Raw genomic sequence first — 16,855 nt, forward strand, 5'->3', positions numbered from 1 at the left:
GATCGCTCATTCGATACTTCCGATTGGACTCGAAGGGGCGACAATGAGATCGTCTGAGCCCCCAACCAGCGTGCCTCGAACAATGACCCCGACCTGCCCCGCCGCCCCTTCGTCCAACCCCTGCTCGGTGCTGCTGCTGGCCGGCGGCCGTGGCGCGCGCATGGGCGGCCGGGACAAGGGCCTGCTGCCCTGGCAGGGCAAGCCGCTGATCGCCCATGTGCAGGCGGCGGTCCGACCTTTCACCGACGACCTGATCATCTCTTGCAACCGCAACGCCGAGCAGTATCGGGCCTATGCCGACCAACTGGTCGAAGACTCGCAGAAGGATTTCCCGGGGCCCCTGGCGGGCGTGCTCGCCGGCCTGGCCGTGGCGCGTCATCCGTGGCTGCTGGTGTTCGCCTGCGACGCGCCGAAAATCGACGGCGCGCTGATCGGCGCCATGCTGGCGGCGCGCCCCGCCGCGGACTCGGTGCTGATGGTGCAACAGGCCGGCCACTGGCAACCCATGTTCAGCCTGATCCCCAAGGCCTTGCTGGCGAGCCTGCAACACGACTGGGACGCCGGCGAACGCAGCCTGCAACGTGCCTTGTCGAAGCACCGGCCGCAGGCCCTGGTCTGCGCCGAGGACGACCCGCGCCTGAGCAACTTCAATACCCCTGAGCTACTTTTTTAACGGCATTTTTTTAACGGCTTTTTTAGCAGCTCCGCGTGTCACCGAACGGATGCACAGTCTTTTCCTCCAAAGGTCGGATCGGGATTTCCCGGCGCTTCGTGCATCCTGGACTTACCCCTGACATCAACCCCCTTCTTCAACAGGTGCCATCGTGGACATCAAACAACTCAAGTTCCTTATCGCCCTGGACCAGACCCGACACTTCGGCCAGGCCGCGGCGCGCTGCCACATCACCCAGCCGACCCTGTCCATGCGCTTGCGCAACCTGGAGGACGAGCTGGACCTGGTGCTGGTCAAGCGCGGCCAGCGCTTCGAAGGTTTCACCGAGGCCGGCGAACGGGTGCTGGCCTGGGCGCGGACCCTGCTCGCCGCCCATGACGGGCTGTTCGCCGAGGCCGCCGCGTGCCGTGGCCAATTGGTCGGTAGCCTGCGCCTGGGCCTGGTGCCGCTGAGCAGCTTCAACCCGATCGGCTACGTCCAGGGTCTTTCCAGGAGTTTCCCGGAGCTCAAGTTCGCCCTGTCGTCCATGAGTTCGGACCAGATCATCGAAGGCCTGGGCAACAACCAGCTGGACCTGGGTGTGTGTTACCTGGACCACGTGAACCCGAACTATTTCGAATTTTTCGAGATCGGTGAAACCCGCGTCGGCCTGCTGTACGACACCCGCCACTTCCATTTCGAAGGCAGCGAAATGAGCTGGGAAGAGGCCGCCGAGCTGCCCCTGGGGATGATCAGCAATGGCATGCACTACCGCAAATCCATCGACCTGAGTTTCCGCAGCCGCGGCCTCGACCCGCAGCCGATCCTCGAAAGCGATTCGACCTATCAGCTGTTCCAGGCGATTCACGAAGGCTTCTGCTGCTCGATCATGCCGCTGTCCAGCACCCTGGAAAACCCGATCGAGAACCTGGCCTTCATCAACCTGCCGGATGCCAGTGTGCTGGCGCCCCTGGGCCTGGTGATGCGCAAGACCGAACCGCGCTCAGCCATTGCCGAAAAGTGCTTTGCCGAAGCCAGGAAACTGTTTGCCGGGCAAGCGCCAACGGCCGACTGAAAGTGCTGCGCCGCAGGGCGCATCCCCGCCCTACCAGCGACTGGCGGCCAGTTGGTCGCTCTCCCGGCCCTGCACCCAACGCTCGCCGGACGAGGTCTGTTCGCGCTTCCAGAACGGCGCGCGGGTTTTCAGGTAATCCATCAGGAAGGCGCAGGCCTCGAAGGCCGCCTGCCGATGGGCGCTGGCGACGCCGACAAACACGATCGGCTCAGCCACCTGCAACGCCCCCACCCGATGCACCACCCTTACCCGTTGCAATGGCCAGCGCTCATGGGCCTCATCGACGATGCGCTGCAACGAACGCTCGGTCATGCCCGGGTAATGTTCGAGGAACAGGCTGCCGACCTGCTCCCCCAGGTTCAGGTCACGCACATAGCCGACGAAGGTCACCAGCGCGCCAACGCCGGGGTCCCCGCCGTGCACCTCGCGGTGCAGTCGATCGAGGTCGAAGGCCTCGGCCTGGACGTACACGGTCATGGCTCAGCCCCCGGTGACTTGCGGAAAAAACGCGATCTCGTCGAAGTCCTCGATGGGCGCGTCGAGGTTGCACAGGTCCTGGTTCAGCGCGCACATCAGGCTGGTTTCGCCGAGCACCGCCTGCCAGGTCTCGCCCCTGGCCATCAGCAACGTCCTCACGTCGCCGACGCTGCGCAACGAATCATCCAGCGCGATCTTCTCGCCGCCGATACCGAGCTGCTCGCGATAACGGGCAAAGTAGTTGACCAGGATCATGCTGTGACTCCCGCGTCAAAGCTGCCCGATCGCCCGCCCTGTTTCTTCAGCAGCTGGATGCTGTCGATGACCATCCCGCGGTCGACCGCCTTGCACATGTCGTAGAGGGTCAGCGCGGCGACGCTGGCCGCGGTGAGGGCTTCGAGCTCGACACCGGTGCGGCCGTTGAGCCGGCAGGTGGCGACAATCCTGACGCTGTCGGGCTCGACCGCCTTCAGTTCGAGGTGAATCGAGCTGAGCAGCAACGGGTGGCACAGCGGGATGAGCTCATGGGTTTTCTTCGCCGCCATGATGCCCGCGATGCGCGCGACCGCGAACACGTCACCCTTGGGGTGGCCGTTGCGCTGGATCAGTTGCAAGGTGGCGGGCTGCATGCGCACCCAGGCCTGGGCCTGGGCTTCTCGGTCGGTGGGCGGCTTGTCGCTGACATCGACCATGTTGGCCCGCCCTTCGGCGTCCAGGTGAGTCAGGATCGTGGAATCGTGGTTCATGGTTATCCTCGCAGCCTGTTGGCTGGGTTGAGTGATGTGGCCCGGGGGAACCGGGGCGAATGCATGGGCGTCGGTCAGCTCAGCACGAAGTCCACCGGTTGCAGCACCGGCGGCAGCTGGGTGGCCCCCAGGGCATCGAGCACCTCCCGCTCGATGGTGCGCACCAGGGCATTGGTCGGCAGGTCGTTCTCGTCCCGGCCGAAAGGGTCTTCCAGCTCGTCGCCAATGGCGTCCAGGCCGAAAAACGTGTAACTGACGATGGCCGTGAAGATCGGCGTCAGCCAGCCCAGGGGCTCGGCCATGGCAAAGGGCAGCAGGATGCAGAACATGTAGCTGGTGCGGTGCAGCAACAGCGTGTAGGGAAAAGGCAATGGCGTGCCCTTGATCCGCTCGCAGACGGTCTGGGCGTTGGTCAGGCTGCTCAGGTGATTGGCCAGCAGCGTGTAGCGCCATTCGCTGATCGCCCCGGATTCGGCCAGGGTCGAACACTGTTGGCCGACATGGCGCAGGATGCTGTCCGGCACGTTGGGCGCCTGGGCCGACGGCAGCTGGCTCAGCCAGGTGCCCGCCGCGCTCAGTTGGTCTTCCTGGCGCAGCCTGGCGTTGAGCGCATGGGCGAAGCCGCAGAGGTCGCGCAGGATCCTGCCGCGCTGCCGCGAATCCTTGATCGCCTGGGTTTCGCGGATCATCGAACGCACCTCCGTCACCAGCGTGCCCAGGGCCTTGCGCGCTTCATACCAGCGGTCGTAGCAGGCGTTGTTGCGAAAGCTCATGAAGATCGACAGCGACAGGCCCAACAGGGTGAACGGCGTGGCATTAACCCTGGAGAAATAGGTCGGGTACAGGGTCTCGATAAACACGATCGCCGAGGCCAGCAGGGTCACCAGCAGGCTGCGCAGGGCGATGCGCTTGGCAATCGAGCCCTTGAGGGAGATCAGCACATTGATCAGGTTGGGTTTGGATCTGACGATCATCGCAAGACAGCCTTTTTGCAGAGGGGAAAACCGCGCGGGCTAGCCGCCGGTCATGTTCATGAACCGCACCACTTGCACCTCGTCATTGAGTGCGAAGTTGTGGCGGTACGGCTTGATTTTCATCGCCTCGATGATTGCCCGCTCCAGGCGCTGCGGCTCGCCCGGATGGCTGCGCAGCACCTGCTTCAAATCGACCGAATGCTCGTTGCCCAGGCACAGCAGGAGCCGGCCCTCGACGGTCAGCCGCACCCGGTTGCAGGTGGCGCAGAAGTTGTGGCTGTGGGGCGAGATGAACCCCAGGCGAATCTCCGGTGCCTCGGCCAGGCGCCAGTAACGCGACGGCCCCTGGGTCGATTCGGTGGAGTCGATCAGGGTGTAGCGCTCGGCGATGCGCTCGCGCACCTGGGCGCTGGAAAAGAACGCATCGGCGCGGCTGTGTTCGCTGATCACCCCCAGGGGCATCTCTTCGATAAAGGAGATGTCCAGCCCACGGTCGATGGCAAAGCCCACCAGGTCGTTGATCTCGTGATCGTTGCGCCCTTTCATCACCACGCAGTTGAGCTTGGTGTGCTGGAAACCGGCGGCGTTCGCCGCATCGATGCCAGCGATCACCTGGGCCAGGTCGCCGGTGCGGGTCAGCTCGCGAAAGCGCCTGGCATCGAGGCTGTCGATGCTGATGTTCAGGCGCTTGAGCCCGGCCTCGAACAAGGGCGCCGCCAGCTTGCCCAACTGCGAGCCATTGGTGGTCATGCACAGCTCGCGCAGCCCCGGCAGCGCGGCGATGCGCCGGCACAGCTCGACGACGCCCGGGCGGATCAAGGGTTCGCCCCCGGTCAGGCGGATTTTCCGGGTGCCCAGGGCGACGAAACTTTGCGCCAGCTGATAGAGCTCCTCCAGGGTCAGGATCCGTTGCCGCGGCAGGAACTGCATGTCTTCGGCCATGCAATACACACAGCGAAAATCGCAGCGATCGGTCACCGACATTCGCAGATAGTCGACTCGCCTGGAAAAACCATCCTGCAGGATTCGATCTGACATTACCGCCTCCGTCAGCACTTCAGATGTATCGACCCGAGTGCCGTTATTGGAAGGCCACCGTTATAGAGGGCCTTGTTTGAGGCAAGACTAAGGACATTTCAAATCACCGTCTAATTGCTATTAACAACCGGTTGATCGATGGGATTTATCAGAAGAAAAATCATCCAATTCCGGACCGGATTAAGTAGTTATTTTATTGATTAGTATCGATTTTTTCCTTGATAGAGCATTTCGATCATCCGGTCATTATTTGCGATTAGACAGGCACTTTATAAGCGGCTTAGGCTTGACCCCGCAGTCCTGAAGCAATATCCGCGAAGTGCATAAACCTGTGCAGCCTGTAATTAACGGCCACTTAAAGTTGGTTATTCATGCACACAAGAAAACAGTCATTAACAATGACTCGGCATTAGGCGCAGCCTACGTGCAATGTCCTGGAGAAGTATCATGAGCGAAGTTGAACGCTATAAACCGTACAAGGGGGCGGCGGCCGGTTGGGGCGCATTGATTGCCGTGACCAGGAACTGGCTGGGCAGCGAAAACGCTTTCAAGAATATTCGCACCATGCTCAAGACCAACCAGAACGGCGGCTTCGACTGCCCGGGCTGTGCCTGGGGCGAGTCGCCGGAAAACGGCATGGTCAAGTTCTGCGAGAACGGCGCCAAGGCGGTCAACTGGGAAGCCACCGGGCGCCTGGTCAACCCGGCCTTCTTCAACAAATACACGGTGTCGGCACTGGCGGCGCAAAGCGACTACTGGCTCGAATACCAGGGTCGCCTGACCCACCCGATGCGTTACGACGCCAGCCTGGATCGTTACGTCGAAACCAGCTGGGACGACGCCTTCGCCCTGATCGCCAGGCACCTGAACGGGCTGGAGTCGCCCGACCAGGCCGAGTTCTACACCTCGGGCCGGGCCAGCAACGAAGCCGCCTACCTCTATCAACTGTTCGTGCGCGCCTACGGCACCAACAACTTCCCCGACTGCTCGAACATGTGCCACGAGGCCAGCGGCCTGGGCATGGACGACAGCGTCGGCGTGGGCAAGGGTACGGTGACCTTCGAGGACCTGGGGGAAGCCGACGCGATTTTTGTCATCGGCCAGAACCCCGGCACCAACCACCCACGGATGCTCGAACCGCTGCGTGAAGCGGTGAAGCGCGGTGCCCAGGTGATCTGTTTCAACCCGCTGAAAGAGCGTGGCCTGGAACGCTTCCAGCACCCGCAGCATCCGCTGGAGATGCTCACCAACGGCTCCGAGCCCACCTCCTCCGCCTACTTCCGCCCGGCCCTGGGCGGCGACATGGCAGCCATGCGCGGCATCGCCAAGTTCCTCTGGCAGTGGGAACGCGAAGCCCTGGCCAACAACGGCGAGGCGGTATTCGACCGCGCCTTCATCGCCGAGCACACCTCGGGCCTGGACGCCTACCTGGCCGAAGTCGACGCCACCAGTTGGGAGCACATCCTCGAACAGTCCGGGCTGTCCCTGGAGGACATCGAGCTGGCCGCGCGCATGTACCGCAAGGCCAAGCGGGTGATCATGTGCTGGGCCATGGGCGTGACCCAGCACACCCACTCGGTGCTGACCGTGCAGGAAGTGGTCAACGTGCAACTGCTGCGCGGCAATATCGGCCGTCCGGGCGCCGGGCTGTCGCCGGTGCGCGGCCACAGTAACGTGCAGGGCGACCGCACCATGGGCATCAACGAACTGGCCCCCACCGAGTTGCTCGATGCCCTGGAAGCGCGTTTTGCCTTCAAGGCGCCGCGCAAGCACGGGCACAACACGGTGATGGCGATCGCCGCCATGGAAGAAGGTCGGGCCAAGGTGTTCATCGGCCTGGGGGGCAACTTCGCCCAGGCCACCCCCGACAGCCCGCGCACCCATGCCGCGCTGCGCAACTGCGAGCTGACCGTGCACATCGCCACCAAGCTCAACCGCAGCCACCTGGTCACCGGCCGCGAGGCGCTGATCCTGCCATGCCTGGGGCGCACCGATATCGACCTGCAAGCCCAGGGCCCGCAAGGCGTCACCGTGGAAGACACCTTCAGCATGGTGCACATCTCCCACGGCCAGCTGAAACCCAAGTCGCCGCTGATGCGTTCGGAACCGGCGATCATCGCCGGGATCGCCAACGCCACCCTCGGCAGCCACCCCATCGACTGGCTCTGGGTGATCGAGGACTACAGCCGCATCCGCAACCTGATCGCCGACACCATTCCCGGCTTCAAGGACTTCAACCAGAAGCTGCTGCACCCCGGTGGTTTCCACCTGGGTAACGACGCCGCCCAGCGCATCTGGAAAACCGCCACCGGCAAAGCCCAATTCACTCCCGGCGTATTGCCGGAACACCTGGTGAGCCAGGGCGTGCGCGACCTGGGCGTGAAGCCGGAGCTGATCCTGCAGACCATGCGTTCCCACGATCAGTACAACACCACCCTGTATGGCCTGGACGATCGTTATCGCGGGGTCTACGGCATGCGCGACGTGGTCTTCGTCAACGAGCAGGACATTCGCAAGCTGGGCTACGAGCCGGGGCAGAAGGTCGACATGATCTCGCTGTGGGGCGACGGTCGCGAGCGCCGGGTGAGCGGCTTCACCCTGATCGCCTACGACATTCCAGCCGGCCAGGCCGCTGCCTATTACCCGGAAACCAACCCTCTGGTGCCACTGGAAAGCTACGGCGACCGCACCTTCACCCCGACCTCGAAGTTCATTGCGATTCGCCTTGAACCGGCGCCGGTCAGCAACCTGATCCAGTCCTCCGTCGATTGAACCTGCCCGGGGCGGCGCGCGTCGCCCCGGCCCTTTCGAAACCTGCACTGCCGTTGACCGCGAGCCGCGAGGCTCACGCGGTCGGCCGGGCTGTGCACAGGTATCGAACCACTCTGAGGGTATCGTCATGTCAAACCTGGAAGCGCTCGACCTGGCGCGAATTCAATTCGCGTTCACGGTCTCGTTCCACATCATCTTTCCCGCCATCACCATCGGGCTGGCCAGCTTCCTGGCAGTGCTCGAAGGCCTCTGGCTGAAAAGCAATAACTCGGTCTACAAGGACCTGTATCACTTCTGGTCGAAAATCTTTGCCGTCAACTTCGGCATGGGGGTGGTCTCCGGGCTGGTCATGGCCTACGAGTTCGGCACCAACTGGAGTCGCTTCTCGGACTTCGCCGGGAGCATTACCGGGCCCCTGCTGACCTATGAAGTGCTGACCGCGTTTTTCCTCGAGGCCGGTTTCCTCGGGGTGATGCTGTTCGGCTGGAACCGGGTCGGCCGTGGGCTGCACTTCTTCTCCACGGTCATGGTGGCGATCGGCACGCTGATCTCGACCTTCTGGATCCTCGCCTCCAACAGCTGGATGCAAACGCCACAGGGCTTCTCCATCGTCGATGGGCGGATCGTGCCGATGGACTGGCTGGCCATCGTGTTCAACCCGTCGTTCCCGTTCCGCCTGGCGCACATGGCGATCGCCGCGTTCGTCGCCACGGCGTTTTTTGTCGGCTCGTCCGCGGCCTGGCACCTGCTGCGCAAGAACGACACGCCACAAGTGCGCAAGATGCTGTCGATGGCGATGTGGATGGCCCTGATCGTCGCGCCGATCCAGGCGGTGGTCGGCGATGCCCACGGCCTGAACACCCTGGAACATCAGCCGGCGAAAATCGCCGCCATCGAAGGCCACTGGGAAAACATCGGCAATGAACCGACGCCGCTGGTGCTGTTCGGCATCCCCGACATGGACGCCGAGAAGACCGGTTATGCGCTCGAAGTGCCTTACCTGGGCAGCCTGATCCTGACCCACAGCCTGGACCAGCAGATCCCGGCGCTCAAGAGCTTCCCGAAAGAGGACCGGCCGAACGCGACCATCATCTTCTTCAGCTTCCGGATCATGGCCGGGCTGGGCATGTTGATGATCCTCACCGGCCTGCTCGGCCTGGCCTTGCGTCGCAACGGCGCGCTGTACCGCAACCGGCTGTTCCTGCGCCTGGTGCTGTTCATGGGCCCGACCGGCCTGATCGCCATGCTGGCCGGCTGGATCACCACCGAGGTCGGCCGCCAGCCGTGGGTGGTGTACGGCTTGCAGCGCACCGCCGATGCGGCGTCGAACCACTCGGTCAGCCAGTTGAGCATCTCGCTCGCGCTGTTCGTGCTGATCTACTTCTCGGTGTTCACCGTGGGCATCGCCTACATGATGAAGCTGGTCCGCAAAGGCCCGCAGCCGCATCACGATCATCCGCCACAAGGCGGCCCCGGCCAGGACCGCACGCCGCGCCGGCCGCTGTCCGCGGTCACCGAGACCTTCGCGTCCGGCAACCCCGCCAACTGAACAAGGAGCTTGCCCATGGGCATTCAAGGTATAGATCTGTCGTTGATCTGGGGCGTGATCATCGCTTTCGGGGTGATGATGTACGTCATCATGGATGGCTTCGACCTGGGACTGGGGATCCTCTTCCCGCTCATCCCGGACGCGCAGGAGCGCGATGTGATGATGAACACTGTGGCGCCGGTCTGGGACGGTAACGAAACCTGGCTGATCCTCGGTGGCGCGGCGCTGTACGGGGCCTTCCCGCTGGCCTATTCGGTGATTCTGGAGGCCCTGTACCTGCCGCTGATTTTCATGCTGGCCGGCTTGATCTTCCGCGGCGTGGCCTTTGAGTTCCGCTTCAAGGCCAGCCCGGAAAAACGCCATATCTGGGACATGGCGTTCATCGGCGGCTCGCTGCTGGCGACCTTCTGCCAGGGCATCGTGATTGGCAGCTATATCGCCGGGATCCCGGTGGTCGATCGCCAGTTCGCCGGCGACAACCTGGACTGGCTGGCGCCGTTCCCGCTGTTCTGCGGCCTGGGCCTGATCGTCGCCTACGCACTGCTGGGCAGCACCTGGCTGCTGGTCAAGACCGAAGGCATGCTCGAATCGCGTATGCGCCACTACACCCGGCCGCTGGCGTTCGTGCTGATGGCGGTGGTCGCGGTGCTCTGTGTGTGGACGCCCATGCTGCACCCGGAGATCGCCAGCCGCTGGTTCACCCACGCGCATATCGTGGTCTTCGGCGCTCTTGTGGTTCTCGCGCTGCTGGCGCTGTTCGGGCTGCTGCGCACCTTGCGCCAGCATCACTCGCACTGGCCGTTCGTGTTCACCCTGGCGCTGGTGTTCCTGGGCTACATCGGCCTGGCCTTCAGCATCTGGCCGAACATCGTGCCGCCTTCCATCAGCCTGTGGCAGGCTGCATCGCCCCCGTCCAGCCAGCTGTTCATCCTGATCGGCACCCTGTTCATCCTGCCGATCATCCTGATGTACACCTGCTGGAGCTACTACGTGTTCCGCGGCAAAGTGAGGATCGGCGATGGTTACCATTGACAGCGAAACCCTTCGCCCCCCTGCCAGGCTGAGGCCTTTCTACCAGCAGGTGGCGCAGCTGAGCCTGCTGTTCCTCGGCGGGCTGGTGATGCTGGCCGCCGCCACCGCACTGATGATGGAGTTGGCTTATGGAACGCTCTGAGGTATCGACCACCGGCCACCCGAGCGCCCCCTGGTATCGGCGGCTGGCATGGCTGGTGGGCATCTGGCTGGGCAGTGTGCTGGCCCTGGGTGCGGTGGCCAGTCTGTTGCGGCTGATGATGCACATGGCCGGCATGACCACTCACTGATTGCTGATCGCACCGGTAAAGGCCCGGTGCCTTTCCCGGTGCGCGGTCCCGGCAACCATTGAATAGCATCCGCCAGATGCAACGAGCCCGCGAGGCCCTCACCTCGCGGGCTCGTTGCATCCGGATCAGGGCTGGCGTTCGGCCAACGCTTCCAGCAGATCGGCCGAAGGCACGAAAAACAGGCCGCCGGTCACCGCCGTGCTGAAATCCAGCAGACGGTCATAGTTGCCCGCCGGCCGACCGACGAACATGTTTTCCAGCATTTGCTCGATGGGCTCCGGCGAACGCGCGTAGCCAATGAAGTAGGTGCCGAACTCCCCCGCCCCGGGCCGGCCGAACGGCATATTGTCGCGCAGGATCTTCACCTCCTCGCCGTCCTTGGTGATGGTGGTCAAGGCACTGTGGGAAGAGGTCGGCTTGACCGCATCGTCGAGTTCGATATCGGACAGCTTCTTGCGCCCGATGATACGTTCCTGCGCCTCGACCGACAGCTCGTTCCAGGCGTTCATGTTGTGCAGGTACTTCTGCACCAGCACATAACTGCCACCGCTGAACGCCGGGTCTTCATCGCCGACCAGGGTGAACTCGATGGCCTTGCGCCCCACCGGGTTTTCCGTGCCATCGACAAAACCGATGATGCTACGCATGTCGAAATAGCGGAAACCCTGTACCTCATCGACCACCGAGATCGCATCGCCCAATGCCCCGATCAGTTGCGTCGCCAGTTCGAAGCACAGGTCCATCTGGTCCGCGCGAATGTGCAGCAGGAGGTCGCCGGGGGTCGCCACGGCCCGGCGCTCTTGCGGGCCGAACTCGCGAAAGGCGTGCAGCGAGGCTGGGCGCGGCCCGCCGAAGAGCCGGTCCCAGGCCGCCGAAGCAAAACCGCAGACGCACGACAGGTTACCCGCGGGCACCCGCTTGCCGACCGAACGGGTGAGGCCCGCCACATCCTCGCACCAGCCCCGCACCTTGGCGGCGGCGTCACCGCCGGGGGCCAGGGTGGCGACGATAAAGATCGCGCTGCTGGTAATCGGGTTGCAGACGGATTGCGGTTCAGGACTGGCGTCGGATATTGGCATGTTCTGTACTCGGCGGAACGGGATGGAAGGACCGCAGAGTAGCAAACAATCGCCCAGTCACAGCGCCTGAGTGGACCGCAGCGCTCACTGCGCCGCCACCCGACGGCGCAAGCCCAGGCTCCAGCCCTGCTGCATGCCAGCCGCCGCCAGCAGGATGGCGATCACGCCGATCCATTGCAGCAGCTCCAGGCGATGGCCGAAGGCGAACCAGTCGACGAAGATCGCCGCGATCGGATAGATGAACGACAGCGCGCCGGTCAGCGCGGTCGGTAGTTTCTGGATCGCGCCGTACAGCAGCACGTACATCACTCCGGTGTGGACGATGCCCAGGGTCAGCAGGCTGGCCCAGGCCTCCGGTGCCGTGGGCAGCGCGGAGAAGTTGGCCCAGGGCGCCAGCAACAACACCCCGGTGCAGACCTGGATCAACGCGATCAGGTGCGGCGGCGTGCCGGTCAGGCGCTTGATCCAGAGCGCGGCGAAGGCATACAGCAGGGCCGCCCCCAGCGCCAGGGCGATTCCCAGCAGATAGTCATTGCCCGCCGCGCCCTGCTCGCCATGGGCGCTGACGATCGCCAGCATCCCGGCGAAGGAAATGCTCAGCCAGAACAGTTTCTGCGCGGTGATTTTCTCGCCGAGGAACAGCGCCGCCAGCCCCACCAGCATGAACGGCTGGACGTTGTAGACCGCGGTGCCGATGGCGATCGAGGCCCGGGAATAGGAGGCGAACAGCAGCACCCAGTTGCCGACGATGGCGACACCGCTGAGCACGGCAAGGAGAAAGGTGGTGCGCGTCAGGATGCCGGGGCGCAGAAAGCCGAAGCCGGCACAGATCAGCAGCAGGGTCGCCGCGCCGAACACGCAGCGCCAGAACACCACGTCCAGCACCGGCTGCCCGGATACCAGCACGAACCAGCCGATGGTGCCGGAAATCAACATGGCGGCGGTCATTTCCAGTGAGCCGCGGCGTAACAATTTGTCCATGATCACTCTCCTCAACAAGAGCCAAAAGTATGACAATCGGCTCCTGCCCCGCTCAAGACTCAACGGTAGGCTAAAATCGGCTTACACCTTTTTTATCAAGGTATTTCTTAGGTTTTACCTAATGAGGCTGACATGATCGACGAAATTGACCAGGCACTGATCAGCGCCCTGATGGAAGATTCACGCCGTTCGCTCAAGGCCCTGGCGCAGATCAGCGGGCTGTCCTCGCCCAGCGTCGCCGAACGCCTGCGACGTCTGGAAGAGCGCGGCGTGCTCAAGGCCTATACCATCGAAGTCGACCCGAAGTTCTTCGGCTATCAATTGCAGGCCATCGTGCGCATCCGGCCGCTGCCGGGGAAACTCCAGGAAGTCGAACGACAGATCCTGGCCATCCCCGAGTTCACCGAATGCGACAAGGTCACGGGCGAGGACTGCTTTATCGCCCGCCTGCATGTACGCGACATGGAGCAACTGGACAGCCTGCTCGACCACCTCAACAACTGCGCGGAAACCAACACCGCGATCGTCAAGAAAAGCCCGGTGAAACGGCGGTTGCCGCCGATGGCGTAATGCCTGGGCTCACACACGGCGTTTGCCCCCTGGCACCCAAAAACTGGCTAGACTCAGGGCCTCATCGACGAAGGATTCGCACCGTGAAAACCTCTTTTCTGTTGCTGGCGGCATTGATGCTCTCAGGTTGTGGAACCATCGATACCGTCTTCAGGGAGGATGCGGTGGCCAGCGAGAAACTCAAGGAGCGAAAATCGTACTGCGGTGGCGTCCCGCGTATCTACAGTGGCGTGACTTACGATTTCTGCAGCCTGCACGCCCCTGAGCCAGAGAACGGCACAACTCATACCGGCCCGGCCTCGAACCAAGCCATGCTGCTCGACATGGCCGTCTCAGGCGTGCTCGACACCTTGCTGTTGCCCTACACCATCTATCAGCAACAAACCGATGGCAGCCTGATCATTGCCGAATAGCGTCCCGGACGTTCAGATCGCAGACAACAAAAAGCCCGCCGAAGCGGGCTTTTTGTTTCAGGCTTGACGATCAGTCGTCGCGCCCCATGATGCCGAACAGCTGCAACAGGCTGACGAACAGGTTGTAGATCGATACATACAGGCTAATGGTCGCCATGATGTAGTTACGCTCGCCGCCATGGATGATGGCGCTGGTCTGGTACAGGATGCACACCGAGGAGAACAGCACGAAGCCCGCGCTGATCGCCAGTTGCAGACCGCTGATCTGGAAGAACAGGCTGGCCAGCGTCGCCCCCAGCAGGACGAAGAAACCGGCGGTGATGAAACCACCGAGGAAGCTCATGTCCTTGCGGGAGATCAGCACGTAGGCCGACAGACCACCGAACACCAGCGCGGTCATCGCAAAGGCCGAGCTGACCACTTCCGCGCCGCCCTGCATGCCCAGGTAACGGTTGAGGATCGGGCCGAGCAGGAAGCCCATGAAACCGGTCAAGGCAAACGCCGACACCAGGCCCCAGGCCGAATCACGGAGTTTGTTGGTGAGGAAGAACAGACCGTAGAAACCAATCAGCACCACGAAAATGTTCGGATAACCGACCCGCATCTGCTGGGCCACGTAAGCCATCACGCCACTGAAGGCGAGAGTGAGAGCGAGTAAGCCGTAGGTGTTGCGCAGGACGCGGCTAACTTCTAGCTGCTCGGCCTGCACGCTGTTATTAACTGCGTAATCCTGTTCGCGCATGGCGACACTCCTGTTGGTTTGAAACGTTCAGTGGCAAAGATCATAACAGACGCTCTGCAACAAGCTATGTACAGAGTTTGACAGTGTGTTTCATTCAGGTATTATGGCGCCCGCAACAAAAACGGAGGTGTGGCCGAGTGGTTTAAGGCAACGGTCTTGAAAACCGTCGACTGTAACAGGTCCATGAGTTCGAATCCCATCGCCTCCGCCATATTCGTCACGCTAAAGCCCCGATCTTTCGGGGCTTTTTCGTTTCTGGGGCTTGAGGATCGACGCTGCTTTTGGGAGTCCCACCACAAAGGTAACCAGCGTCGACAGCGCAACATGGATGGTGAAGACCTTGCCGCCGTTGTTGTGCGGAGTTAATTCAAAAACTTCACAAAAATCAGCTCTGGATCACCAGGGTCAAGATTCTCCACAGTCCCGCTGTATTGATATCCAAGCTGTACCAACAATTGCCGCATGGGTGTATTGGACGTGTTGGTCGAAGTGAAGATCTTTCTGGCAGAGGAACAATGCTCTAAGTGAGCAACGATTTGCCGACCTACACCAGAACGTCTATGAGCGTTTGAGACGACTACAAGCGGGATGAACCACTCCCCGAAAAACTTGTGTCCAAACAGCCGTAACCGATCGGGACACTGGGATCGTTCGTCTCACAAGCAACCCAGCATTCGCCCGTGCCTACTACCCTTTCTATTTGTGCTCGACGGCCGTGATCTTTTGCCGCGATAGGATCCACACGCACCAACCATTCGATATCGCTCAAGACGGCCTGTCTGATTTGCCAATTCATGATCGCGTCCCTGTGCAAGAAGAAGGAGGAGGATACAAAAAGCCCAGCACTCTGGCTGGGCTTCGATTATTTTCTACATGCCATCATCTTGTCGGCGAGAGTTTTGGCTCTTTCGATCAACAGGTTCTGCCTGTCTTCATGAGTGGCCTCTCCTACGACCGGTGCCGTCAGATTACTTTCGGCAATCAACGCAGCGCAGAAGTATTGATCCCAGACTCTTTGCTCAGACGCCTGTTTGCTTACTTGGTCGGCGATCATATGGGGGCTCCTTTTGACGAGGTAGCACCGTCATTTTACGCCTCAATCGCCAACAGCCCCCGCGCTAGCGGATAGCCGGCAAACGGTGTGGAGCCAATTGGACTACACAGGTTTCCGGCGCCGCCTGGCAGCTATTTCACGCCAATATTCTGCGCAAAACGAAGCAGATAGCCATCGGGATCCAGGACCAGGAAATTCCTCTGCCCGAACTGTCGATCATGGCTGCGGTACCAATGTTCTTCGACAGGTCTCCTGATCGGGCAACCGGCGGCCTCAAGCGCGGAAACCAGGGCCGACACATCCGGACACTCGATGGAAAGGTTCATGCCTCGGCCATAGGGAGGCTCCAGGGGGCCGACACGCCAGGGCGAATCGTCATGCCAGTCCTGCTCCAGCATGATCTGGCTGTTGCCAAAGGAGAGAAAGGCAAACTGGTCCTCGGGCCGGTCGTACTCGACCCTGAAACCCAACACATCACAGTAGAAATACAGACTCTGTTTCAGATCCGAAACGATCAATTCCGGCACCAGGGCGTTCAACTTGAACATGTTCTTGTATCCATTCAGTTCCTTGGCCGGCCAATTTACCCTGGTTCTCAGTCATTGCCGGCTTATTTGGCACTCGGCATGACCTGTCATTGAACCTTCTGCCCGCTGCCAATCTTCTTGGCCCTGTCGATCCCCCACTCAAACGCATCTTCCATGTCCAGGCCATCCGGGGCCAGGTCGTTGTCTTCGACAATAACGCTGCCATCCGGCTTGTAGATGCCGATGAACATCTTGAGCGAGCCATCTCTGAGGATCTCTGATCGCACCTTGATCTTGCACCCATTGGAAAGGGTTTCACTGTGGTTCAAATGACGCTCAGTCATGGCCGCATCCCTCAGTAGATGAAGTTCGAGTAAGGCACAGCCCATTGATTCATGCCAGTCGATAGGCCCCCATCAAGAGTTAGAGACGACAGGTCCGATTTTGCGAAGGCAATAAAAAGCCCCGCACAGTGGCGAGGCTGTTTTTGTATCTATCAGCACTTCAGCCGGCAGGTTTCAGTGGCGCCGGGGCGGCCATGACATAGCGGGACATCAGGTAGGCGACCAGGCCGCCCAATGCCGCGCCCGCTGCATCGGCCAGAAACAGCGCCAGTTGAGAGGCCGAATGCTGGTAGACCCTGCACATCGCCACCCAGGCGTTTTCCATGAAGCCGGAAGCCCAGTCCCAGCCGCAGGGGTAGACCATCAAGAAGGCCAGCCCGGCGAGGGTGACCCATCCGGACAACCTGGACGGAGACTGCGAGAAGACGAACCGGGCCAGCTGGCAGATACCGACAAAGAGCCAGGCCGCCAGCATGCTTCTCATGAATTGGTCGAATAACTCGAAAAAGGCCATGGCGCCCTACGCTGAAAAATCACCGA

Annotated in this window: 22 protein-coding genes and 1 tRNA gene; 10 read left to right on the plus strand and 13 right to left on the minus strand. The window is 61.7% G+C overall.

Annotated features, from left to right (window positions below):
* Positions 1-82: 82 nt before the first annotated feature.
* Entirely contained in the window at positions 83-673 is a 591-nt protein-coding gene (mobA, locus tag PMI20_RS21935) for a molybdenum cofactor guanylyltransferase MobA (protein ID WP_007929326.1), read from the plus strand.
* Positions 674-824: 151 nt separating this feature from the next.
* The gene (locus tag PMI20_RS21940) at positions 825-1,727 is read left to right on the plus strand and encodes a LysR family transcriptional regulator (protein WP_007929324.1); all 903 of its coding nucleotides are present in this window, start codon (positions 825-827) and stop codon (positions 1,725-1,727) included.
* Positions 1,728-1,757: 30 nt separating this feature from the next.
* On the opposite strand, the gene moaE is transcribed toward PMI20_RS21940, so the two are convergent.
* The 5 genes from moaE to moaA all read right to left on the minus strand — a co-directional run bounded on the left by moaE (position 1,758) and on the right by moaA (position 4,962).
* Positions 1,758-2,204 (minus strand): molybdopterin synthase catalytic subunit MoaE, encoded by a 447-nt coding sequence (gene moaE, locus PMI20_RS21945; RefSeq protein WP_007929323.1) that lies wholly within the window; start codon positions 2,202-2,204, stop codon positions 1,758-1,760.
* A 3-nt stretch (positions 2,205-2,207) separates the two neighbouring features.
* On the minus strand, positions 2,208-2,459 hold the full coding sequence (locus tag PMI20_RS21950; protein ID WP_007929322.1) for a MoaD/ThiS family protein: 252 nt from the start codon (positions 2,457-2,459) through the stop codon (positions 2,208-2,210).
* Complete coding sequence (moaC, locus tag PMI20_RS21955; RefSeq protein ID WP_162136180.1) at positions 2,456-2,932, minus strand: cyclic pyranopterin monophosphate synthase MoaC; 477 nt, start codon at positions 2,930-2,932, stop codon at positions 2,456-2,458. The genes PMI20_RS21950 and moaC overlap by 4 nt, the downstream gene beginning before the upstream one ends.
* 92 nt (positions 2,933-3,024) lie before the next feature.
* Entirely contained in the window at positions 3,025-3,924 is a 900-nt protein-coding gene (locus PMI20_RS21960) for a bestrophin family protein (RefSeq protein WP_007929320.1), read from the minus strand.
* Between the two features lie 39 nt (positions 3,925-3,963).
* On the minus strand, positions 3,964-4,962 hold the full coding sequence (moaA, locus tag PMI20_RS21965) for a GTP 3',8-cyclase MoaA (protein WP_007929319.1): 999 nt from the start codon (positions 4,960-4,962) through the stop codon (positions 3,964-3,966).
* 447 nt (positions 4,963-5,409) lie between these two features.
* Between moaA and PMI20_RS21970 the strand changes: the two genes are divergently transcribed.
* From PMI20_RS21970 to PMI20_RS21990, 5 genes are all read left to right on the plus strand, one after another.
* Entirely contained in the window at positions 5,410-7,734 is a 2,325-nt protein-coding gene (locus PMI20_RS21970; protein ID WP_007929318.1) for an FdhF/YdeP family oxidoreductase, read from the plus strand.
* Between the two features lie 127 nt (positions 7,735-7,861).
* A complete protein-coding gene (locus PMI20_RS21975) occupies positions 7,862-9,283 on the plus strand; it encodes a cytochrome ubiquinol oxidase subunit I (protein WP_007929317.1) in 1,422 nt (473 codons plus the stop codon).
* A 15-nt stretch (positions 9,284-9,298) separates the two neighbouring features.
* Complete coding sequence (cydB, locus tag PMI20_RS21980; RefSeq protein WP_007929316.1) at positions 9,299-10,315, plus strand: cytochrome d ubiquinol oxidase subunit II; 1,017 nt, start codon at positions 9,299-9,301, stop codon at positions 10,313-10,315.
* Positions 10,302-10,457 (plus strand): hypothetical protein, encoded by a 156-nt coding sequence (locus PMI20_RS21985; RefSeq protein ID WP_007929315.1) that lies wholly within the window; start codon positions 10,302-10,304, stop codon positions 10,455-10,457. Before cydB ends, PMI20_RS21985 begins: the two co-directional genes overlap by 14 nt.
* The gene (locus PMI20_RS21990; RefSeq protein WP_007929314.1) at positions 10,444-10,605 is read left to right on the plus strand and encodes a DUF2474 domain-containing protein; all 162 of its coding nucleotides are present in this window, start codon (positions 10,444-10,446) and stop codon (positions 10,603-10,605) included. The genes PMI20_RS21985 and PMI20_RS21990 overlap by 14 nt, the downstream gene beginning before the upstream one ends.
* A gap of 125 nt (positions 10,606-10,730) precedes the next feature.
* Here PMI20_RS21990 and PMI20_RS21995 read toward each other — a convergent pair whose 3' ends face one another.
* Complete coding sequence (locus PMI20_RS21995; protein ID WP_007929313.1) at positions 10,731-11,684, minus strand: Dyp-type peroxidase; 954 nt, start codon at positions 11,682-11,684, stop codon at positions 10,731-10,733.
* Positions 11,685-11,768: 84 nt separating this feature from the next.
* A complete protein-coding gene (locus PMI20_RS22000; RefSeq protein WP_007929312.1) occupies positions 11,769-12,665 on the minus strand; it encodes a DMT family transporter in 897 nt (298 codons plus the stop codon).
* 132 nt (positions 12,666-12,797) lie between these two features.
* Here PMI20_RS22000 and PMI20_RS22005 point away from each other — a divergent pair, with 132 nt between their 5' ends.
* Both PMI20_RS22005 and PMI20_RS22010 read left to right on the plus strand, forming a co-directional pair.
* Positions 12,798-13,235: an Lrp/AsnC family transcriptional regulator gene (locus PMI20_RS22005; RefSeq protein WP_007929311.1), complete on the plus strand. Its 438-nt coding sequence runs from the start codon at positions 12,798-12,800 to the stop codon at positions 13,233-13,235.
* Positions 13,236-13,318: 83 nt separating this feature from the next.
* A complete protein-coding gene (locus PMI20_RS22010; protein ID WP_007929310.1) occupies positions 13,319-13,648 on the plus strand; it encodes a YceK/YidQ family lipoprotein in 330 nt (109 codons plus the stop codon).
* A gap of 70 nt (positions 13,649-13,718) precedes the next feature.
* Here the strand turns inward: PMI20_RS22010 and PMI20_RS22015 are convergent, their stop codons facing one another.
* Positions 13,719-14,390 (minus strand): Bax inhibitor-1/YccA family protein, encoded by a 672-nt coding sequence (locus PMI20_RS22015; RefSeq protein WP_007929309.1) that lies wholly within the window; start codon positions 14,388-14,390, stop codon positions 13,719-13,721.
* A gap of 123 nt (positions 14,391-14,513) precedes the next feature.
* Here PMI20_RS22015 and PMI20_RS22020 point away from each other — a divergent pair.
* Positions 14,514-14,601, plus strand: a tRNA-Ser gene (locus tag PMI20_RS22020).
* Positions 14,602-14,752: 151 nt separating this feature from the next.
* Here the strand turns inward: PMI20_RS22020 and PMI20_RS22025 are convergent.
* The 5 genes from PMI20_RS22025 to PMI20_RS22045 all read right to left on the minus strand — a co-directional run bounded on the left by PMI20_RS22025 (position 14,753) and on the right by PMI20_RS22045 (position 16,799).
* Positions 14,753-15,013 (minus strand): GNAT family N-acetyltransferase, encoded by a 261-nt coding sequence (locus tag PMI20_RS22025; RefSeq protein WP_349775294.1) that lies wholly within the window; start codon positions 15,011-15,013, stop codon positions 14,753-14,755.
* Between the two features lie 239 nt (positions 15,014-15,252).
* Positions 15,253-15,444, minus strand: a complete 192-nt coding sequence (locus PMI20_RS22030; protein ID WP_007929308.1) for a hypothetical protein — start codon at positions 15,442-15,444, stop codon at positions 15,253-15,255.
* 131 nt (positions 15,445-15,575) lie between these two features.
* On the minus strand, positions 15,576-15,992 hold the full coding sequence (locus PMI20_RS22035) for a bleomycin resistance protein (protein ID WP_007929307.1): 417 nt from the start codon (positions 15,990-15,992) through the stop codon (positions 15,576-15,578).
* A gap of 86 nt (positions 15,993-16,078) precedes the next feature.
* Entirely contained in the window at positions 16,079-16,315 is a 237-nt protein-coding gene (locus PMI20_RS22040; protein WP_007929299.1) for a hypothetical protein, read from the minus strand.
* A 160-nt stretch (positions 16,316-16,475) separates the two neighbouring features.
* Positions 16,476-16,799, minus strand: coding sequence for a hypothetical protein (locus PMI20_RS22045; protein WP_177323808.1), 324 nt, complete (start codon positions 16,797-16,799; stop codon positions 16,476-16,478).
* Positions 16,800-16,855 lie beyond the last annotated feature (56 nt).

Source organism: Pseudomonas sp. GM17, from assembly GCF_000282175.2.
GTDB lineage: Bacteria > Pseudomonadota > Gammaproteobacteria > Pseudomonadales > Pseudomonadaceae > Aquipseudomonas > Aquipseudomonas chlororaphis.